Annotated in this window: 18 protein-coding genes; 14 read left to right on the forward strand and 4 right to left on the reverse strand. The window is 56.1% G+C overall.

Translation table 11 applies throughout. The features are described from left to right. The first annotated feature begins 124 nt into the window (after positions 1-124). A complete protein-coding gene (locus CJU81_RS08570) occupies positions 125-1,012 on the forward strand; it encodes a LysR family transcriptional regulator (protein WP_095036253.1) in 888 nt (295 codons plus the stop codon). 70 nt (positions 1,013-1,082) lie between these two features. Here CJU81_RS08570 and gyrB read toward each other — a convergent pair whose 3' ends face one another. From gyrB to dnaA, 4 genes are read right to left on the reverse strand one after another with little or no spacing between them, the layout of a single operon-like run. Next, positions 1,083-3,500 carry a DNA topoisomerase (ATP-hydrolyzing) subunit B gene (gene gyrB, locus CJU81_RS08575; RefSeq protein WP_095036254.1) on the reverse strand — a complete coding sequence of 806 codons (2,418 nt, stop codon included), beginning with the start codon at positions 3,498-3,500 and terminating at the stop codon, positions 1,083-1,085. Between the two features lie 5 nt (positions 3,501-3,505). After that, a complete protein-coding gene (gene recF, locus CJU81_RS08580) occupies positions 3,506-4,609 on the reverse strand; it encodes a DNA replication/repair protein RecF (RefSeq protein ID WP_095036255.1) in 1,104 nt (367 codons plus the stop codon). Positions 4,610-4,630: 21 nt separating this feature from the next. Further along, positions 4,631-5,734, reverse strand: a complete 1,104-nt coding sequence (gene dnaN / locus CJU81_RS08585; RefSeq protein ID WP_016782864.1) for a DNA polymerase III subunit beta — start codon at positions 5,732-5,734, stop codon at positions 4,631-4,633. 38 nt (positions 5,735-5,772) lie between these two features. Continuing rightward, on the reverse strand, positions 5,773-7,272 hold the full coding sequence (gene dnaA / locus CJU81_RS08590) for a chromosomal replication initiator protein DnaA (protein WP_095027768.1): 1,500 nt from the start codon (positions 7,270-7,272) through the stop codon (positions 5,773-5,775). Positions 7,273-7,835: 563 nt separating this feature from the next. On the opposite strand from dnaA, the gene rpmH reads away from it, so the two are divergent. The 13 genes from rpmH (at position 7,836) to atpE (ending at position 20,150) form a co-directional block, all read left to right on the forward strand. Next, positions 7,836-7,970, forward strand: a complete 135-nt coding sequence (gene rpmH, locus CJU81_RS08595) for a 50S ribosomal protein L34 (RefSeq protein WP_003213577.1) — start codon at positions 7,836-7,838, stop codon at positions 7,968-7,970. Positions 7,971-7,986: 16 nt separating this feature from the next. After that, positions 7,987-8,388 (forward strand): ribonuclease P protein component, encoded by a 402-nt coding sequence (rnpA, locus tag CJU81_RS08600; protein ID WP_019828646.1) that lies wholly within the window; start codon positions 7,987-7,989, stop codon positions 8,386-8,388. Further along, complete coding sequence (gene yidD / locus CJU81_RS08605) at positions 8,381-8,614, forward strand: membrane protein insertion efficiency factor YidD (RefSeq protein ID WP_019828647.1); 234 nt, start codon at positions 8,381-8,383, stop codon at positions 8,612-8,614. The genes rnpA and yidD overlap by 8 nt, the downstream gene beginning before the upstream one ends. Before the next feature lie 13 nt (positions 8,615-8,627). Beyond that, positions 8,628-10,310 carry a membrane protein insertase YidC gene (gene yidC / locus CJU81_RS08610; RefSeq protein ID WP_095027769.1) on the forward strand — a complete coding sequence of 561 codons (1,683 nt, stop codon included), beginning with the start codon at positions 8,628-8,630 and terminating at the stop codon, positions 10,308-10,310. 79 nt (positions 10,311-10,389) lie between these two features. Next, on the forward strand, positions 10,390-11,757 hold the full coding sequence (gene mnmE, locus CJU81_RS08615; protein ID WP_095036256.1) for a tRNA uridine-5-carboxymethylaminomethyl(34) synthesis GTPase MnmE: 1,368 nt from the start codon (positions 10,390-10,392) through the stop codon (positions 11,755-11,757). A gap of 224 nt (positions 11,758-11,981) precedes the next feature. Beyond that, entirely contained in the window at positions 11,982-13,598 is a 1,617-nt protein-coding gene (locus CJU81_RS08620) for an ABC-F family ATP-binding cassette domain-containing protein (protein WP_095036257.1), read from the forward strand. Positions 13,599-14,102: 504 nt separating this feature from the next. Continuing rightward, positions 14,103-15,995, forward strand: coding sequence for a tRNA uridine-5-carboxymethylaminomethyl(34) synthesis enzyme MnmG (gene mnmG / locus CJU81_RS08625; protein ID WP_095036315.1), 1,893 nt, complete (start codon positions 14,103-14,105; stop codon positions 15,993-15,995). Beyond that, positions 15,992-16,636 (forward strand): 16S rRNA (guanine(527)-N(7))-methyltransferase RsmG, encoded by a 645-nt coding sequence (gene rsmG, locus CJU81_RS08630; RefSeq protein WP_086799502.1) that lies wholly within the window; start codon positions 15,992-15,994, stop codon positions 16,634-16,636. The genes mnmG and rsmG overlap by 4 nt, the downstream gene beginning before the upstream one ends. A gap of 18 nt (positions 16,637-16,654) precedes the next feature. Beyond that, on the forward strand, positions 16,655-17,446 hold the full coding sequence (locus CJU81_RS08635; RefSeq protein WP_095036258.1) for a ParA family protein: 792 nt from the start codon (positions 16,655-16,657) through the stop codon (positions 17,444-17,446). A 9-nt stretch (positions 17,447-17,455) separates the two neighbouring features. Continuing rightward, on the forward strand, positions 17,456-18,328 hold the full coding sequence (locus tag CJU81_RS08640; protein ID WP_095036259.1) for a ParB/RepB/Spo0J family partition protein: 873 nt from the start codon (positions 17,456-17,458) through the stop codon (positions 18,326-18,328). 148 nt (positions 18,329-18,476) lie between these two features. Beyond that, positions 18,477-18,884: a F0F1 ATP synthase subunit I gene (locus CJU81_RS08645; RefSeq protein WP_003437994.1), complete on the forward strand. Its 408-nt coding sequence runs from the start codon at positions 18,477-18,479 to the stop codon at positions 18,882-18,884. A gap of 16 nt (positions 18,885-18,900) precedes the next feature. Then, complete coding sequence (atpB, locus tag CJU81_RS08650) at positions 18,901-19,770, forward strand: F0F1 ATP synthase subunit A (RefSeq protein WP_095036260.1); 870 nt, start codon at positions 18,901-18,903, stop codon at positions 19,768-19,770. A 122-nt stretch (positions 19,771-19,892) separates the two neighbouring features. Further along, positions 19,893-20,150, forward strand: coding sequence for a F0F1 ATP synthase subunit C (gene atpE / locus CJU81_RS08655; protein ID WP_002555987.1), 258 nt, complete (start codon positions 19,893-19,895; stop codon positions 20,148-20,150). Positions 20,151-20,196 lie beyond the last annotated feature (46 nt).

Consider the following 20,196-nt stretch of genomic DNA (forward strand, 5'->3'; position numbering starts at 1 on the left):
TTCTTGTCCTACACCATCCTATTGATTATTTTCGTGTTGCAAACGCGAGATTTCACCCATGCCATGTGCGTTTTTGCACAGCCAGCTGTAAGCAATCTCTGATGTAGCACTCTTGGAGTTGATCATGTTCGACTGGAATGACATGCGGTACTTCCTGGAGTTGCAGCGCAGCGGCCGGTTGCTGACTGCTGCCAAGCGCCTGAACACCACCCATAGCACCGTGGCACGGCACATTGAGAGCATCGAACAGCACCTCGGCGCCGCACTGTTTGTACAGCATGCCCAAGGCTACGAACTGACCCCGGCCGGGCAAGCCTTGCTCAAACACGCCGAAGCCATGGAAAACACCGCATTGCTGGCCCAGGAAGAAATCAATCAGTCCCTCACCCCCTTGGGCAAAATCCGCCTGGGTGTCACCGAGGGCATCGGCATCATGTTTATCGCCCCTCGGCTGCGGGGCTTGTTCGAACGCTATCCAGGGCTGGAGGTGGAGCTGGTCGCGGTACCGCGCTTTGTCAGCATCCTCAACCGCGAGGCAGAAATCAGCATCCACCTGGACCGCCCCAACGCCGACCTGTTGATAACTCGCAAGCTCACCGACTACCGGCTCGCGCTTTACGCCAGCCGTCTATATCTGGACAAGGCGCCGCCTCTGAACAGCCGCGACGATCTGGCCAACCACTACTGGATCGGCTACGTCGACGACCTGCTGTTCAGTCAGGAGTTGTTGTTCCTCAACACCTTCTGCCGCACACCGACCGTGACCTTTCGCAGCACCAGCGTCATTGCCCAGCAACAAGCTGCCCGCGCCGGTCTGGGTATCGCCGTATTGCCCAACTACATGGCCGCTGACGATCCCGACCTGGTGCGCGTATTACCTGACGAGTCTGTGCAACGCAGTTACTGGATCAGCACTCGCCGAGAACTGCACAAATCCGTAAGGCTGAGAGTGGTGTGGGATTTTTTACTGGAGTTGTGTCGCGAGGAGAGGGCAGTGCTGCTGGCGCCGTAGTCATTTTCCAGCCATTAAAAAGGCCAACGCTATGCGTTGGCCTTTTTCGGTACTGCGGATCAAACCGGGATCAGAAGTCCAGGTTGGAAACTGCCAGTGCGTTGCTCTCGATGAATTCACGACGTGGTTCTACAGCGTCGCCCATCAAGGTGTTGAAGATCTGATCGGCGCCGATCGCGTCTTCGATGGTGACTTTCAGCATGCGACGCACGCTTGGGTCCATCGTGGTTTCCCAGAGCTGATCCGGGTTCATTTCGCCCAGACCTTTGTAGCGCTGGATGGTGTGACGCTTGGTGCTTTCAGCCATCAACCAGTCCAGTGCTTCCTTGAACTCGGTCACTTGCTTGCGACGTTCGCCACGCTGGATGTAGGCGCCGTCATCCAGCAGGGTGCTCAGTTGAGCGCCCAGGGTCACAACGGTTTTGTAATCGTTGCTGCCGAAGAAGTCGCGGTTGAAGGTGATGAACGTCGAGTGGCCATGGGAGATCAGTTCGACCTCTGGCAACCAGACATTACGCTCACGGTCTTCACGCAGGCTGGCTTTGTAGACCAGGCCCGACTTCTCGACCAGACGCAGACGCTCTTCAAACTTGGCCATCCAGTCCTGCATGGCAGCGTGGTCGCCCAACTGCTCAAGGCTCACAGCCGGCAGGTAGATGAAGTGCTCGGTCAGCTCCTGAGGGTACAGGCGCGACAAACGCTTGAGAGTCTTCATCACCATGCGGAAGTCGTACACCAGACGCTCCAGTGCCTCACCGGAGATGCCAGGGGCATCTTCGTTCAGGTGCAGGCTGGCATCTTCAAGAGCCGACTGGGTCATGTACTCTTCCATGGCCTCGTCGTCTTTGATGTACTGCTCTTGCTTGCCCTTTTTCACTTTGTACAACGGTGGCTGGGCGATGTAGATGTAGCCACGCTCGATCAGCTCCGGCAACTGACGGAAGAAGAAGGTCAGCAGCAGGGTACGGATGTGCGAACCGTCGACGTCAGCATCGGTCATGATGATGATGTTGTGATAGCGCAGTTTGTCGATGTTGTACTCTTCGCGACCGATACCGCAGCCCAGTGCAGTGATCAAGGTGCCAACTTCTTGCGAAGAGATCATCTTGTCGAAACGAGCTTTCTCGACGTTGAGGATTTTACCTTTCAACGGCAGGATGGCCTGGGTGCGACGATTGCGTCCCTGCTTGGCGGAGCCGCCAGCAGAGTCACCTTCCACCAGGTACAGTTCGGACAGTGCTGGGTCTTTTTCCTGGCAGTCAGCCAGTTTGCCCGGCAGGCCCGCGATGTCCAACGCGCCTTTACGACGGGTCATTTCACGGGCTTTACGTGCAGCTTCACGCGCACGGGCTGCGTCGATCATCTTGCCGACAATCAACTTGGCCTCGTTCGGGTGTTCCAGCAGGAAGTCGGAGAAGAACTTGCCCATTTCCTGTTCAACAGCGGTCTTCACTTCGGAAGACACCAGCTTGTCTTTGGTCTGCGAGCTGAACTTTGGATCCGGCACTTTCACCGAGATGATTGCGGTCAAGCCTTCACGGGCGTCATCACCGGTGGTGGCGACCTTGTGCTTTTTGGCCAGGCCTTCAGCTTCGATGTAAGTGTTGAGGTTACGCGTCAGGGCAGAGCGGAAGCCCACCAAGTGCGTGCCACCATCGCGCTGTGGAATGTTGTTGGTGAAGCACAACAGGTTCTCGTTGAAGCTGTCGTTCCACTGCAAGGCGATTTCTACGCCGATACCGTCTTCACGTTGAACATTGAAGTGAAACACCTGGTTGACCGGGGTCTTGTTGGTGTTCAGGTAGTCAACGAATGCACGCAAGCCGCCTTCGTACTTGAACAGTTCTTCCTTGCCGCTGCGCTCGTCCTTGAGGACGATACCTACACCGGAGTTCAGGAAAGACAGCTCACGAATCCGCTTGGCCAGGATGTCCCAGCTAAAGTGGATATTCTTGAAAGTCTGGTCAGACGGTTTGAAGTGGATCTGCGTACCCGTGGTTTCACTTTCACCCACAATAGCCATAGGCGCCTGAGGAACACCGTGGACGTAGGTCTGTTCCCAGATCTTGCCGCTGCGACGTACCGTCAGGACCAGCAGTTCGGACAAGGCGTTTACCACCGAAACACCTACACCGTGCAAACCGCCGGATACTTTGTAGGAGTTGTCATCGAACTTACCGCCGGCGTGCAGCACGGTCATGATGACCTCGGCTGCAGAAACGCCTTCTTCTTTATGCACGTCCACCGGAATACCGCGGCCGTTGTCGCGCACGGTGATGGACTCGTCCGGGTGGATCGTGATGGTGATGTCGTCGCAATGGCCAGCCAGTGCTTCGTCGATGGAGTTGTCGACTACTTCGAACACCATGTGGTGCAGACCGCTGCCATCGTCAGTATCACCAATGTACATACCGGGACGTTTGCGTACGGCATCAAGGCCTTTCAGCACTTTAATGCTCGTTGAGTCGTACGTGTTTTCTTCGCTCAATGCCTTCACTCCCGATGGTCGTGGGTCTGGGTGATACAGCCCTGTTCCACGTGGAACAGGGCAACTGGCGTTTCCGTCTGCCAGCCTTCCCTCAATAATTCGTGGTCTACACAGGTAATGAATACCTGGCAGCGTAAGTCTTCCAACAAGCGACACAATGCGTTGCGATGCTGCTCGTCCAGCTCAGACGGCAAGTCATCTACCAGATAAATACATTGGCCACGCCGGGCCTGGCTGACCAAGTGCCCCTGCGCAATGCGCAGCGCGCAGACCACCAACTTCTGCTGCCCCCGCGACAAAATATCAGCGGCGTTGTTTGCTCCCAGCTTGAGACGCAAATCAGCACGTTGTGGCCCTGCCTGGGTATGGCCCATTTGCTGGTCCCGGTGGACAGACGCGGCGAGTACAGCACTCAGCTCACGGTCTTTGTCCCAACCACGGTAATAGCTCAGCGTTAACCCTTCGAGATCCAGCAACTCGCTCAGGGTCTGCTCAAAGACTGGTTTCAAGGCTTTGATGTAGGCGCGGCGGTATTCATCAATTTCAGCACTGGCCAGGCACAGTTCCCGGTCCCAGGCCGCTTGCGAAACGGCGTCAAGTGTACCATGCCGCAGCCATGAGTTCCGCTGCCGCAGGGCCTTCTGTAGCCGCTGCCAGGTCGACATGAACCGCGGCTCGACATGGAACACGCCCCAGTCGAGAAACTGTCTACGGATCTTTGGGGCCCCTTCAAGGAGGCGGAAGCTGTCCGGGTTGATCAATTGCAGCGGCAGGATCTCGGCCAGTTGTGCAGCACTGCGCGCATTCTGGCCGTCGATACGAATCTGGAACTCCCCCTGGCGATCGCGCGAGATACCCAGCGCACTCTGCCCGCCCTCAGCCAGTTCGACCTGACCAAAAACTGTACAGCTCTGCTGCTCGTGCTGGATGACGGGGTTGAGCCGCACGCTGCGAAACGAACGCGCCAGCCCCAGCAGATGGATAGCTTCCAGCACGCTGGTTTTTCCGCTGCCGTTGGCGCCATACAAGATATTGATGCGGGGAGAGGGGGAGAAGGTCACCGGGTGCAAGTTACGCACCGCGGTGACTGTGACACGACTGAGGGACATCTAACGTGGGCTGTGCATAAGTTACAGGCGCATCGGCATGACAACGTAGGCCGAGTCGTCGTTGTCCGACTCCTGGACCAGGGCGCTGCTGTTGGAGTCCGACAGGATCAGACGCACTTGTTCAGTGGTCATCACGCCCAGCACGTCCAGCAGGTAGCTCACGTTGAAGCCGATCTCAAGGGAGCCGCCGTTGTAATCAACGCCTACTTCTTCTTCAGCTTCTTCCTGCTCCGGGTTATTGGCCTGGATTTTAAGCTGGCCATTGGCCAGTTGCAGACGGATACCACGATACTTCTCGTTGGACAGGATCGCGGTACGGCTGAACGCTTCACGCAGTGCCTGACGGTCACCGATCACCACCTTGTCACCGCCTTTAGGCAGCACGCGCTCGTAGTCCGGGAACTTGCCGTCTACCAGCTTGGAGGTAAAGGTGAACTCGCCGGTGGTGGCACGGATATGGTGTGCCCCCAGAACGATGCTCACTTCGCCGTCCGGCTCGGTCAGCAGGCGCGCCAGCTCAAGGATACCCTTGCGCGGTACGATCACCTGGTGACGGTCTGGCTGGCCGATATCGGCTTTCATCGAGCACATGGCCAGACGGTGACCGTCGGTGGCCACAGCACGGATGATGCCGGCCGACACTTCCAGCAGCATGCCGTTGAGGTAGTAACGAACGTCCTGCTGGGCCATGGCAAAGCTGGTGCGCTCGATCAGGCGGCGCAATTTGCTTTGTTGCAGGCTGCAGGTCAGCGAGCCCGGGCCTTCTTCAACCGTCGGGAAATCATTGGCTGGCAGGGTGGACAGGGTAAAGCGGCTACGGCCTGCCTTGACCACCAGCTTGTTGTCATCGAGTTTGATGTCGATCAGGGCATCGTTGGGCAGGCTTTTGCAGATATCCATCAGCTTGCGCGCAGGCACAGTGATTTCGCCTGGCTCGGCCGGCTCTTCAAGTTGCACGCGGCCAACCAGTTCGACCTCAAGGTCGGTACCGGTCAGCGACAGTTGCTGGCCTTCGACAACCAACAGCACGTTGGACAATACCGGCAAGGTCTGGCGGCGTTCAACGACGCCTGCGACCAGTTGCAGGGGTTTCAACAGGGCTTCGCGTTGAATGGTGAAATGCATGGTCTAGTCCCTTGCCTTAATAAGCTGCGCTGGTGTCATCAGGTTGTCAGAGTTCGCAGCAGGTTCTTGTAGTCCTCGCGGATGTCCGCGTCGGATTCCTTAAGCTCGTTGATCTTGCGGCATGCGTGCAAAACCGTAGTGTGATCGCGACCGCCAAACACATCGCCGATTTCCGGCAGGCTGTGGTTGGTCAGTTCCTTGGACAGTGCCATGGCGACCTGGCGTGGTCGCGCAACCGAGCGCGAGCGGCGCTTGGACAGCAAGTCCGAAATCTTGATCTTGTAGTACTCGGCCACGGTGCGCTGGATGTTATCCACAGAGACGAGTTTGTCTTGCAGCGCCAGCAAGTCTTTAAGGGACTCGCGAATCAGCTCGATGGTGATGTCGCGGCCCATAAAGTGCGAGTGAGCGATAACGCGCTTAAGCGCGCCTTCTAGCTCACGCACGTTGGAGCGAATGCGCTGGGCAATAAAGAAGGCTGCATCGTGGGGCAGGTCAACCTTGGCCTGATCGGCCTTCTTCATCAAGATCGCTACGCGGGTCTCCAGCTCCGGCGGCTCGACGGCAACCGTCAGTCCCCAGCCAAAGCGCGACTTGAGACGCTCTTCGAGGCCTTCGATTTCTTTCGGGTAACGGTCACTGGTCAGAATCACTTGCTGACCGCCTTCAAGCAGGGCGTTGAAGGTGTGGAAGAACTCTTCCTGGGACCGTTCCTTGCGCGCGAAGAATTGAATGTCATCGATGAGCAAGGCATCGACCGAACGGTAGAAGCGCTTGAACTCGTTGATGGCATTGAGCTGCAGGGCTTTAACCATATCCGCTACAAAACGCTCGGAATGCAGGTACACGACCTTGGCATTCGGGTTTTTCTTTAACAGGTGGTTGCCCACCGCGTGCATCAAGTGAGTCTTACCCAGACCTACGCCGCCATAAAGGAAGAGCGGGTTGTAACCGTGCTTGGGGTTATCCGCCACTTGCCACGCCGCAGCGCGAGCCAGTTGGTTGGACTTGCCCTCAACAAAGTTTTCGAAGGTAAAGGTGCGGTTCAGATAGCTGGTGTGCTTGAGCGCACCTTCAACCTGAACGGTGCGTTGCTCGGCACGCACGGGTGCTTGCTGCGAGCTGGCGCCGGCCATCGGGTCGAAGCTGGCGCGCGAAGGCTCTTCGCTGGCGGGCTCGGACTGTTTGGGTGCTGGCGCGGCGGCTGCAGGCGCAGGTGCACTCGGCGCCGGGGCTTGCTGGGAAGCCGATGCCGCCAAGGGCGCATTGGGCGCAGCACGAGGCGCCGAGCTGCGTTTGCTGCCTATTAATAAGGACAACGCTGGCGCCATGCCATTGCTGTGCTCATTCAACAGTTCAAGCAAACGGCTCAGGTACTTTTCGTTGACCCAGTCGAGAACGAATCGGTTGGGTGCATACACACGCAACTCGTCGCCTTCGGCTTCGACCTGTAGTGGACGGATCCAGGTGTTGAATTGCTGGGCAGGCAGCTCATCGCGCAAAAGCTCCACGCACTGCTGCCAAAGTTCCACTGACACGGATATCCCCTAAGTTGAAAGCCGGTGAGGCAAAAACAGGCGCCATTGTAGCGACCGCAGCCCCACTTATCCACATGTAGCTGAGCTGCATATAAGGCGTTGGCAGGCTTTTTACTGTGAACAAAGCGACAAATGGTATGTGAATAAGGTCTGTGGATAAGCGGGCCTGAGCCCATTGCACAAGTGGGGGTAAAACTCTGTGCATAACCAGCCTGTGGATAAAGAGGCCTTTCATGCACAGCTTTTCCGAGGTTGCAGCACAGGCAAAGCACGGCTTGTGGACAACCTTTCTGATCTCTGAAAACCTTGCTGCATAAGGGCTGCGTAGAGTTATCCACAGATAAATGGCTCTATAAGAGTAATAAGTTCTTTAAAAGAGCTTTAAATACTTCGTTTTTTTATTTCTATAGTTGGCAGGCACCAGGCTGGTGCAAAACGGCAAACATCTATTTAGCAGTAAACGTTGGTTGGAAATTGACCTATCGGCTTGCATTCTCTAGAATCGCCGGTCTCTTAAAACGGGGGCCATTCCGGCCCGTTGTGGACGAACCAGGTAGCACGACATGAAACGTACTTTCCAACCAAGCACTATCAAACGCGCCCGCACTCACGGTTTCCGTGCTCGCATGGCTACTAAAAACGGCCGTGCAGTCCTGTCGCGTCGCCGCGCCAAAGGCCGTGCACGTCTGGCAGTTTGATAATCAGACAATGGTGGTGAGTCAGGACTTCAGTCGGGAAAAGCGGTTACTCACTCCCCGACATTTCAAGGCAGTCTTTGACTCCCCCACCGGCAAGGTTCCGGGGAAAAATCTCCTGCTCCTTGCGCGTAGCAACGATCTTGATCACCCCCGCCTGGGGTTAGTGATCGGGAAAAAGAGCGTAAAGCTCTCCGTTGAGCGCAATCGCCTTAAGCGTTTGATGCGTGAATCGTTTCGTCTCCACCAGGATTTACTGGTTGGTTGGGATATCGTTATCGTCGCGCGCAAAGGTTTGGGTGACGTAGAGAACCCCGAATTGATTCAGCATTTCGGCAAACTCTGGAAGCGTCTGGCCCGTAACACGCCAGTTCCAGCGGTTAAAACCGAAACTGTAGGGGTAGGCAGTCCTGATGCGTAAACTGGCGCTCGTTCCGATCCAGTTTTATCGTTATGCCATTAGTCCTTTGATGGCCAGCCACTGCCGTTTCTACCCCAGTTGTTCCTGCTACGCGTTGGAAGCCATCGAAAATCATGGCCTTCTGCGCGGCGGCTGGCTGACCTTTCGTCGTTTAGGTCGCTGTCACCCGTGGAATCCCGGTGGTTACGACCCGGTTCCGCCTATCCCTACCTCCCGTTCTTCTTGATGGCCGAGTAATCATGGATATTAAACGCACGATCCTGATCGTCGCTCTCGCAGTCGTGTCCTACGTTATGGTTCTGAAATGGAACCAGGACTACGGCCAAGCTGCCCTGCCGACTCAGAATGTTGCCGCCAGCACCACCGCACCGGCTTTGCCCGATACGGTTTCAGGTAACAACGCTTCGAACAGTGCCGATGTACCCAGCGCCAATACTGATACCAGCACACCGACTGAAACCCCGGTGGCTGCAAGCAAAGACCTCATCCACGTAAAAACGGATGTTCTGGATATCGCGATTGATCCACAGGGTGGCGACATTGCCCAGTTGCGTCTGCCGCTTTACCCACGTCGCCAGGATCACCCGGATGTTCCTTTCCAGTTGTTCGATAACGGCAACGAACGCACCTATCTGGCACAAAGTGGCCTGACAGGCGTTGATGGCCCGGACGCCCGTCCGTCAGGTCGTCCTGTTTTCAGCACTGAGAAAAAGACCTACGAACTGGCCCCAGGCCAGGATCAACTGGTTGTTGATCTGAAATTCAGCGAAAACGGCATCAACTACATCAAACGCTTCACGCTCAAGCGTGGTTTGTACGATGTACAAGTCAGCTATCTGATTGATAACGAGAGCGGCAAGCCGTGGAACGGCAACCTGTTCGCGCAATTGAAGCGTGACGCCAGCTCCGATCCTTCTTCCAGCACCGCCACCGGCACTGCGACTTACCTGGGCGCTGCCCTGTGGACAAGTGCAGAGCCGTACAAAAAAGTGTCGATGAAAGATATCGACAAGGCTCAGCTGAAAGAAACCGTACAAGGCGGCTGGGTTGCCTGGTTGCAGCACTACTTTGTGACCGCGTGGATCCCTCAGAAAGGCGATAACAACGTCGTTCAGACCCGCAAAGACAACCAGGGCAACTACATCATCGGTTTCACTGGCCCAACCTTGACCGTTGAGCCGGGCAAAACTGCTGAAACCAGCGCTACGTTGTACGCCGGTCCGAAAAGCCAGGGTGTACTCAAAGAGTTATCCCCAGGCCTGGAACTGACAGTCGACTACGGCATCCTGTGGTTCATTGCCCAGCCTATTTTCTGGCTGCTGCAACATATCCACAGCCTGGTCGGTAACTGGGGCTGGTCGATCATCTTCCTGACCATGCTGATCAAAGGGATCTTCTTCCCTCTGTCGGCTGCCAGCTACAAGTCGATGGCCCGCATGCGCGCTGTGGCACCAAAACTGGCCGCTCTGAAAGAGCAGTTCGGTGATGACCGCCAGAAAATGTCGCAAGCGATGATGGAGCTGTACAAGAAAGAGAAGATCAATCCACTGGGCGGCTGCTTGCCGATTCTGGTGCAGATGCCGGTCTTCCTGTCCTTGTACTGGGTACTTCTGGAAAGTGTTGAAATGCGCCAGGCGCCGTTCATGCTCTGGATTACCGACCTGTCGATCAAAGACCCGTTCTTCATTCTGCCGATTATCATGGGCGCAACCATGTTCATCCAGCAGCGTCTGAACCCGACTCCGCCGGATCCGATGCAGGCCAAGGTGATGAAGCTGATGCCAATCATCTTCACCTTCTTCTTCCTGTGGTTCCCGGCTGGTCTGGTGCTGTACTGGGTTGTGAACAACTGCCTGTCCATCGCTCAACAGTGGTACATCACGCGTAAAGTTGAAGCAGCTACCAAAAAAGCAGCTGAGTAACTTACTCTGATACGCACCACTCAAAACGCCCCCTAGTGGGGCGTTTTGCTATCCGTTACTTTTGTTTTGAGGCCTGTTTATGAGTGTTCCGGCTGAGACCATTGCTGCAGTAGCGACTGCCCAAGGCCGAGGTGGTGTGGGGATCGTACGTATTTCCGGGCCCCTGGCCGGTGTTGCAGCCAAAGCGTTCAGTGAGCGTGAGCTCAAACCGCGCTATGCCCATTACGGCCCTTTTTATGGCGAAAACCGCGAAGTGCTGGATGAAGGCATTGCGTTGTATTTCCCCGGGCCCAACTCCTTTACCGGCGAAGATGTATTGGAACTGCAGGGCCACGGCGGTCCGATCGTCCTCGATATGCTGCTGCAGCGCTGCATCCAGTTGGGCTGCCGTTTGGCCCGACCGGGGGAATTCAGCGAGCGGGCATTTTTGAATGACAAACTCGACCTGGCCCAGGCCGAGGCTATCGCTGACCTGATCGAGGCAAGTTCTGCACAGGCCGCGCGTAACGCATTGCGCTCCTTGCAGGGCGCTTTTTCACAGCGTGTGCATAACTTGACCGAGCAACTGATCGGTTTGCGTATCTATGTCGAGGCAGCGATTGATTTCCCGGAAGAAGAAATCGACTTCCTCGCGGATGGCCATGTGCTCGGTATGCTCGACAAGGTGCGCGAAGAGTTATCCACCGTCCAGCGTGAAGCCGGGCAAGGTGCCTTGCTACGCGACGGCATGACAGTAGTGATTGCCGGGCGCCCCAACGCCGGCAAATCGAGCCTGCTCAATGCCCTGGCCGGGCGTGAAGCGGCAATCGTGACAGAGATTGCCGGTACCACCCGTGATGTACTGCGCGAACATATCCACATCGATGGCATGCCGTTGCACGTGGTCGACACGGCCGGGCTGCGTGACACCGACGATCATGTGGAAAAAATCGGCGTGCAGCGGGCACTCAAGGCTATTGGCGAGGCTGATCGGGTATTGCTGGTGGTCGATGCCACCGCCCCTGAAGCTGATGACCCATTTGCCCTGTGGCCAGAGTTTCTTGAGCAGCGTCCTGATCCGGCGAAAGTGACCTTGATTCGTAACAAGGCTGATCTGAGCGGTGAGAACATTGCCCTGGAAGTCAGCGAAGATGGCCACGTCACAATCAGCTTGAGCGCACGCTCAACGGATGGCCTGGACTTGCTGCGTGAACACCTCAAGGCCTGCATGGGCTATGAGCAGACCTCGGAGAGCAGCTTCAGCGCACGCCGACGCCATCTGGAGGCACTGCAACATGCCAGCAAGGCACTTGAGCACGGCAGGGCACAACTGACTCTGGCGGGCGCAGGGGAGTTGCTGGCAGAGGATTTGCGTCAGGCGCAACATTCACTCGGCGAGATTACCGGGGCATTCAGCTCCGATGATCTGCTGGGGAGGATTTTCTCCAGCTTCTGTATAGGCAAATAACAAAGCAGTTCTGTAGTCGCTGCCGAGGTACGAAGGCTGCGAGCGGTTTGCAGGCTATCGCAGCCTTCGTACCTCGGCAGCGACTACAACGCGTCACACTGCTACAGTTATCCACATTCACACGAGGTATTAGTCCAATGCGCCATTGATGCCGCCGCGATGCTTGCGGCCAGTTCTCGATTCCCCTGCAACAGGGGGTAGATCTGTGCATCTCTGGAGTGTGTATGACTCACGTTACCTCTGTAACGCTGCAAGGCGTTTCCTATCAACTGCCTGATGGCAGTTCCCTGTTTTCAGATCTTGATCTGCATCTCGACCAGCGCCGCACAGGGCTGGTAGGGCGCAATGGTGTGGGCAAGAGCATATTGGCGCGCATCATTGCAGGGGATATCTTGCCCTCAACCGGCCGGTGCATCCGCAATGGCTCGGTGTATTACCTGAAGCAGCAAGTCAGCCACGACCCCAATCACACCCTTGCCGAGCTTGCTGGTGTGCAAACAGTCATCAGCGCCCTTGAGCGAATAGAGCGGGGCAGCAGCGTCCAAGCGGACTTTGACTGTGTGGGCGAGCGCTGGAATATCCGTCAGCAATTGCTCGATCAGCTAAGCCGCAACAATCTTGCACACCTGACCCTTTCGACTCCTGCATCAGCCCTGAGCGGTGGCGAAGCCATGCGCGTAGCCCTGATGGGCGCCTTTTTGTCGCAAGCCGATCTGTTGATACTGGATGAGCCCACCAATCATCTGGACCGTCAGAATCGGCTGGCCCTCCATACACAATTGCAGCAGTGGCCTAACGGATTACTTGTTATCAGCCATGATCGAGACTTGCTGGAAAGCATGGAACGCATCGTTGAACTGTCATCCCTCGGACTCACCAGTTACGGCGGGGGGTTCTCGTTTTATGCTCAGGCCAAAGCCGAGCAACTACAAATAGCGCAACAACAGCTGACGTCAGCCAGGCTAGAGCGCAAGCGCCAGGAACATGCGCTGCGTGAGCAAAGGGAAAGCCTTGAACGCAGACAAGCCCGTGGTCAAAAGCAGGCCGCTGATACCAATCAGGCAAAAATTCTGCTGGGCCGGCAAAAGGAGCGCAGCCAGGCCAGCAGTGGCAAGCTGCGGGTACAACAGGATGCGGCCCGCGAGCAATTATCTGCTCGGGTCCGTCAGGCTGCTAATCAGGTAGAGGAGCAACAGGCCATTGTTGTCTATCCGCCTCAGACTTGCCCGACCGCGCCAGTTCAAATCGCCGAGCTGATAAATGCTTGCCTGCCCCAGGGCGCAGAGCAACTGCGCTTGATCAATCTCACCATCACGCGAGGCCAGCGTATTGCTTTGACCGGGCCAAACGGCTGTGGCAAGTCGACCTTGCTCAAGGTATTGGCCGGGCAACTTCCGGTTGTTGCCGGTCTGGCCAAGACCCTGGTAACCAGCGCTTACCTTGACCAGCACCTGGGGGTTTTGGCCCCGGATCGATCAGTTATTGAGCAGTTACAGTCTCTTAACCGGCAACTGAGTGAAGGAGAATTACGCACTCGGCTGGCCCAATTGGGCCTCAATGCCGACCGCATCCACCTGCCATGCCATAGGCTCAGTGGTGGAGAACGCTTGAAGGCCGCGATGGCCTGCGTATTTTATGCCCAATCCCTGCCACAGCTGTTGCTGCTCGATGAGCCGGCCAATCACCTGGATCTACCTTCCGTTCAAGCGCTGGAAACCATGCTCAACCAGTACTCGGGCACTTTAGTCATCACTTCCCACGATGAAGTGTTGATGGCTGCTATCGGAATTACCCACAAGCTAAAAGCATCATCCACAGGTTGGCTGCAAACCCCCGTCTAACCGGGCTGGTTACTACCGTTTATCACCTAAACCAATGACCGATCGTCCGACTGCTTGCTGGATTGCTCCTCCAGGCGGTTTTCGGCTGCCTGTTTATAGGCCCGAAAATACCAAAACCCCTAAATAAGCCCTGTGCATAACTGCCCTTCAGGTCAGTGGGTAAGTAGGCCTTAAAACTGAAGATAACCACCCTTGTGGATAACCACCTGTTTTACCCACAGGCTTAAACCACTTATCCCAATCCCTTATCGGTGCATAACCACAGACTTTTGAATCTCTGTACAGTACGTAAAATAAGGTCTACAGCAATCTATCCACAGAAAGTGGCCTCAGTAGAAATAAACATAAAAACAAAGCTTTATAAATTTCTTCTCTATTTATTTATCTATCTTGCCCTTATCCACAGCTGGTTAAATTTTGTGCAAAGGGTTCTTTAAGAAGGGCGAAGTCCCTATACTTCGCGGTCTATCCAAAAAACCCCTAGTAACAGGCACGAGGTGCGTGGTGAATTTCCCTTCCCGTTTTGCAGTGATCGTCATCGGCGGCGGTCACGCCGGAACCGAGGCTGCACTTGCTTCAGCACGTATGGGCGTAAAAACCCTGCTGTTGACCCACAACGTGGAAACCCTCGGGCAAATGAGCTGCAATCCTGCGATTGGCGGGATTGGTAAAAGCCATCTGGTAAAAGAAATCGACGCCCTGGGCGGCGCGATGGCAATGGCTACCGATAAAGGCGGCATCCAGTTCCGTGTACTTAATGGGCGTAAAGGCCCGGCAGTACGGGCAACTCGTGCACAGGCCGACCGCATTCTGTACAAGGCGGCAATTCGCGAAACGCTGGAAAATCAGCCCAACCTGTGGATATTTCAACAGGCTGCTGATGACCTGATCGTTGAACAGGATCAAGTCCGTGGCGTAGTAACCCAGATGGGCCTACGTTTCATGGCCGATGCCGTGGTTTTGACAACAGGCACCTTTCTCGGTGGACTTATCCACATCGGGATGCAGAATTACTCGGGCGGCCGGGCCGGTGATCCACCTTCGATCGCCCTGGCACACCGTCTGCGTGAACTGCCTCTACGAGTCGGCCGCCTGAAAACCGGTACACCGCCGCGTATCGATGGCCGCTCTGTGGATTTCTCGGTCATGACCGAGCAACCGGGCGATACACCGATTCCTGTCATGTCGTTCATGGGCAACAAAGAACAGCACCCGGCCCAGGTCAGTTGCTGGATCACCCATACCAACGCCCGGACTCATGAAATCATCGCATCCAACCTCGATCGTTCGCCGATGTACTCAGGTGTGATCGAAGGGATTGGCCCGCGTTATTGCCCGTCGATCGAAGACAAGATCCACCGCTTTGCCGACAAGGAAAGCCATCAGGTGTTTATCGAGCCGGAAGGTTTGACCACCCATGAGCTGTACCCGAACGGGATCTCTACTTCCTTGCCGTTCGACGTACAAATCCAGATCGTGCAATCGATTCGCGGCATGGAAAATGCGCATATCGTGCGTCCGGGCTACGCCATCGAATACGACTACTTCGACCCGCGTGACCTGAAATACAGCCTGGAAACCAAAGTGATCGGCGGTTTGTTCTTTGCCGGGCAAATCAACGGCACCACCGGTTACGAAGAAGCCGGCGCCCAGGGTTTGCTGGCTGGCGCCAACGCGGCATTGCTCGCACAGGGCAAGGAAAGCTGGTGCCCGCGTCGTGATGAGGCGTACATCGGAGTGTTGGTCGACGACTTGATTACCCTGGGTACTCAAGAACCGTACCGGATGTTTACTTCCCGCGCCGAATACCGCCTGATCCTGCGCGAAGACAACGCAGACATGCGTTTGACCGAAAAAGGCCGCGAACTGGGCCTGGTCGACGACGCCCGCTGGGCGGCTTTCTGCACCAAGCGCGAAAGCATCGCGCAAGAAGAACAACGGCTCAAAAGTACCTGGGTTCGTCCGGGTACCGAGCAGGGTGATGCCATTGCTGCCAAGTTCGGCACGCCGCTGACCCATGAATACAATTTGCTCAACCTGCTGACCCGCCCCGAAATCGATTACGCCGGTCTGGTTGAAGTCACCGGGCAAGGCGCAGAAGACCCGCTGGTTGCTGAGCAGGTTGAGATCAAAACCAAGTACGCCGGTTATATCGATCGTCAACAAGACGAAATTGCCCGTCTGCGTGCCAGTGAAAACACCAAGCTGCCTGTGGATATCGATTACACGACCATCTCTGGTCTGTCGAAAGAGATTCAGAGCAAGTTGGGCGCAACCCGCCCCGAGACCTTGGGCCAGGCTTCGCGTATCCCCGGTGTGACCCCCGCGGCGATTTCCCTGTTGATGATTCACCTGAAAAAGCGCGGCGCTGGCCGCACGTTGGAGCAAAACGCTTGAGTTCGCTGGTAACCGCACAACACGCCGAAGAGTTATCCACAGGTGCACGCCAGTTGGGCGTTGCACTGACTGAAAGCCAGCATCAGCAATTGCTGGGTTATCTGGCCCTGTTGATCAAATGGAACAAGGCCTACAACCTCACGGCTGTGCGTAACCCGGACGAAATGGTGTCGCGCCATTTGCTCGACAGTCTGAGCGTGATGCCCTTCATCGAAAATGGCCGTTGGCTGGATGTGGGCAGTGGCGGCGGCATGCCGGGCATTCCCCTGGCGATCCTGTTTCCCGAGTCGCAAGTGACCTGCCTGGACAGCAACGGCAAGAAAACCCGTTTCCTGACCCAGGTAAAACTCGAGCTGAAACTGGACAACCTGCAAGTTATCCACAGTCGCGTCGAAGAGTTCCAGCCTGAGCAGCCTTTCAACGGAATTGTGTCCAGGGCTTTCAGCAGCATGGAGAATTTCAGCAACTGGACCCGCCACCTGGGCAACAGCGAAACCCGCTGGTTGGCAATGAAGGGCGTTCATCCGGCCGATGAGCTGGTAGCATTGCCGTCTGATTTTCGTCTAGATAGCGAACACGCCTTGACCGTTCCGGGTTGCCAAGGCCAACGCCATCTGCTGATACTGCGCCGCACGGCATGATTGGGAACGCAAGCAAGAATGGCTAAGGTATTCGCAATAGCGAACCAAAAGGGTGGTGTGGGTAAAACCACCACCTGTATCAACCTCGCAGCATCGCTGGTCGCGACCAAGCGCCGCGTGCTGCTGATCGACCTTGATCCACAGGGCAACGCCACCATGGGTAGCGGTGTGGATAAACACGGTCTCGAGAATTCGGTCTACGACCTGTTGATCGGCGAGTGCGACCTGGCTCAGGCCATGCACGTGTCCGAGCACGGTGGTTACCAGCTTCTGCCAGCCAACCGCGACCTGACGGCAGCCGAAGTCGTGTTGCTCGAAATGCAGATGAAGGAAAGCCGTCTGCGCACGGCCCTGGCACCGGTTCGCGAGAGCTACGATTACATCCTGATCGATTGCCCGCCGTCGCTGTCGATGTTGACCCTGAATGCTCTGGTTGCAGCCGATGGGGTCATTATCCCCATGCAGTGCGAGTACTTTGCACTCGAAGGCTTGAGCGACCTTGTGGATAACATCAAGCGCATCGCCGAGCTGCTGAACCCGAACCTGAAGATCGAAGGCCTGTTGCGGACCATGTATGACCCGCGCCTGAGCCTGATGAACGACGTTTCGGCCCAGCTCAAGGAACACTTCGGCGAGCAGCTTTACGACACGGTCATCCCGCGCAACATTCGTCTGGCCGAAGCACCGAGCTACGGCATGCCTGCATTGGCCTACGACAAAAATTCCCGTGGCGCGATTGCTTACCTTGCCCTGGCGGGCGAGCTGGTTCGTCGTCAACGTCGCGCCACCCGTACGCCTCAGCCAACTTAAGGAAATCCCATGGCCGTCAAGAAACGAGGTCTCGGACGCGGACTGGATGCACTCCTGAGTGGTCCTACGGTCAGCTCGCTGGAAGAGCAAGCGGTCAAGGTTGATCAAAGCGAGCTGCAACACCTGCCCCTGGACCTGATCCAGCGCGGCAAGTACCAGCCTCGTCGCGACATGGACCCGCAGGCGCTCGAAGAGCTGGCCAGCTCGATCCGCAGCCAGGGCGTGATGCAGCCGATCGTGGTGCGCCCGATCGAAGGCAACCGCTTCGAGATCATCGCAGGTGAGCGGCGCTGGCGTGCCAGCCAGCAGGCTGGCAAGGACACGATCCCGGCGATGGTCAAGGACGTGCCGGACGAAACTGCAATTGCAATGGCGCTAATCGAGAACATTCAGCGCGAAGACCTCAACCCGATTGAAGAAGCCGTCGCCTTGCAGCGCTTGCAGCAAGAGTTCCAGCTGACTCAACAGCAAGTAGCCGACGCTGTGGGCAAGTCCCGGGTGTCTGTGGCTAACTTGTTGCGATTGATTTCGTTGCCGGAAGTAATCAAGACCATGCTGTCCCACGGTGACCTGGAAATGGGTCATGCACGGGCATTGCTCGGTTTGCCTGATGCTCAGCAGGTGGAAGGGGCGCGACACGTTGTCGCACGCGGCCTGACAGTACGTCAGACCGAAGCCCTGGTTCGCCAGTGGTTGAGTGGCAAACAGGAGCCCGCTGAACCGGTAAAAGCCGACCCGGACATTGCCAGGCTCGAACAGCGTCTGGCAGAGCGGCTAGGCTCTGCGGTGCAGATCCGCCACGGAAAGAAGGGAAAAGGCCAGTTAGTGATTGGTTACAATTCCCTGGATGAGCTGCAAGGAGTGCTTGCTCACATCCGCTGAAACATTTCCTCATGTAGCGCGCAGTCGGAAATCACTACCTGACAGTTGAATAGGGGCTTCGTCGCCCCTATACTCTGCGCGCATTTTGTCGGCACAAATTATGCCAAGTTTTCAATCTTTGGTAGCCGACCTTTGAGGAGCAGTTGTGATGGAAACCCGCACGCCAAACCGCTTGCCGTTCCATCGCTTGGCGGTTTTTCCGGTTTTGCTGGCTCAATTTGTCGTTTTATTGCTGGCTGCTCTGGGGCTCTGGCAATGGCATGGAGTCGTCGCCGGATATTCAGGACTCTGCGGAGGCCTGATAGCTTTGCTACCCAATGTGTATTTTGCTCACAGGGCTTTTCGGTTTTCCGGCGCCCGAGCAGCGCAAGCCATCGTCCGGTCGTTTTACGCCGGTGAGGCAGGCAAGTTAATTTTGACGGCAGTGCTGTTCGCGCTGACGTTTGCAGGTGTGAAGCCATTGGCGCCGCTAGCTGTATTCGGCGTCTTCGTGTTGACCCAACTGGTCAGCTGGTTCGCTCCCCTGCTAATGAGAACAACACTTTCGAGACCTTAGGGCGTTTGAGGCAACCATGGCAGAAACAACCGCTTCGGGCTATATCCAGCACCACTTACAGAACCTGACCTTTGGGCAGCTACCTGATGGCGGCTGGGGCTTTGCCCACACCGTTGCAGAAGCTAAAGCAATGGGCTTTTGGGCGTTCCACGTCGATACCCTCGGCTGGTCGCTGTTTGTAGGTCTGATCTTCATCCTCGTATTCCGCATGGCGGCCAAGAAGGCAACTTCCGGTCAGCCAGGCGCACTGCAGAACTTCGTAGAAGTACTGGTGGAATTCGTTGATGGCAGCGTAAAAGACAGTTTCCACGGTCGCAGTGCTGTTATCGCACCGCTGGCGCTGACCATTTTCGTGTGGGTGTTCCTGATGAACGCCATCGACCTGGTTCCGGTTGACTGGATTCCTCAGTTGGCGATCCTGATCACTGGCGATGAACACTTCCCGTTCCGTGCCGTACCGACGACAGATCCAAACGCGACAATGGGCATGGCCCTGTCGGTATTTGCTCTGATCATCTTCTACAGCATCAAGATCAAGGGCATCGGCGGCTTCATCGGTGAACTGACTCTGCACCCATTCGGCAGCAAGAACATTTTTGTTCAGGCGCTGCTGATTCCGGTGAACTTCCTGCTCGAATTCGTGACGTTGATTGCCAAGCCTATTTCGTTGGCTCTGCGTCTGTTCGGCAACATGTACGCTGGCGAACTGGTGTTTATCCTGATCGCCGTAATGTTCGGCAGCGGCCTGCTTTGGCTTAGCGGTCTGGGCGTGGTGCTGCAATGGGCGTGGGCTGTATTCCACATCCTGATCATCACCTTGCAAGCGTTCATCTTCATGATGTTGACCATCGTCTACCTGTCGATGGCACACGAAGATAATCACTAAGATCCGCTTCGGCGAATCTGGTGCTCCTCTCACCTTAGGGTGAGAGGGCGTCGCAAAATGATTTTGTTTTACCGCTTTAATCTAAAAACCTAAACCATACGACGTAAAAGTCGGGAGGAAAGATGGAAACTGTAGTTGGTCTAACCGCTATCGCTGTTGCACTGTTGATCGGCCTGGGCGCACTGGGTACCGCAATTGGTTTCGGCCTGTTGGGTGGCAAGTTCCTGGAAGGCGCAGCGCGTCAACCAGAAATGGTTCCAATGCTGCAAGTTAAAATGTTCATCGTTGCCGGTCTGCTCGACGCCGTAACTATGATCGGTGTTGGTATCGCACTGTTCTTCACCTTCGCGAACCCCTTCGTTGGTCAACTCGCTGGCTAATCACTCGAATTTTCGAGTTGATTAGAGTGATGGACAACGAACGAGC

It is taken from the genome of Pseudomonas fragi (genome assembly GCF_002269505.1).
Taxonomy (GTDB): domain Bacteria; phylum Pseudomonadota; class Gammaproteobacteria; order Pseudomonadales; family Pseudomonadaceae; genus Aquipseudomonas; species Aquipseudomonas fragi_D.

Bases quoted from the DNA above. Each gene is read 5' to 3' on its own strand.
- CJU81_RS08570 (WP_095036253.1), top strand. From the start codon at position 125: ATGTTCGACTGGAATGACATGCGGTACTTCCTGGAGTTGCAGCGCAGC.
- recF (WP_095036255.1), bottom strand. From the start codon at position 4,609: ATGTCCCTCAGTCGTGTCACAGTCACCGCGGTGCGTAACTTGCACCCG.
- dnaN (WP_016782864.1), bottom strand. From the start codon at position 5,734: ATGCATTTCACCATTCAACGCGAAGCCCTGTTGAAACCCCTGCAACTG.
- rpmH (WP_003213577.1), top strand. From the start codon at position 7,836: ATGAAACGTACTTTCCAACCAAGCACTATCAAACGCGCCCGCACTCAC.
- yidD (WP_019828647.1), top strand. From the start codon at position 8,381: ATGCGTAAACTGGCGCTCGTTCCGATCCAGTTTTATCGTTATGCCATT.
- yidC (WP_095027769.1), top strand. From the start codon at position 8,628: ATGGATATTAAACGCACGATCCTGATCGTCGCTCTCGCAGTCGTGTCC.
- mnmE (WP_095036256.1), top strand. From the start codon at position 10,390: ATGAGTGTTCCGGCTGAGACCATTGCTGCAGTAGCGACTGCCCAAGGC.
- CJU81_RS08620 (WP_095036257.1), top strand. From the start codon at position 11,982: ATGACTCACGTTACCTCTGTAACGCTGCAAGGCGTTTCCTATCAACTG.
- CJU81_RS08635 (WP_095036258.1), top strand. From the start codon at position 16,655: ATGGCTAAGGTATTCGCAATAGCGAACCAAAAGGGTGGTGTGGGTAAA.
- CJU81_RS08640 (WP_095036259.1), top strand. From the start codon at position 17,456: ATGGCCGTCAAGAAACGAGGTCTCGGACGCGGACTGGATGCACTCCTG.
- CJU81_RS08645 (WP_003437994.1), top strand. From the start codon at position 18,477: ATGGAAACCCGCACGCCAAACCGCTTGCCGTTCCATCGCTTGGCGGTT.
- atpB (WP_095036260.1), top strand. From the start codon at position 18,901: ATGGCAGAAACAACCGCTTCGGGCTATATCCAGCACCACTTACAGAAC.
- atpE (WP_002555987.1), top strand. From the start codon at position 19,893: ATGGAAACTGTAGTTGGTCTAACCGCTATCGCTGTTGCACTGTTGATC.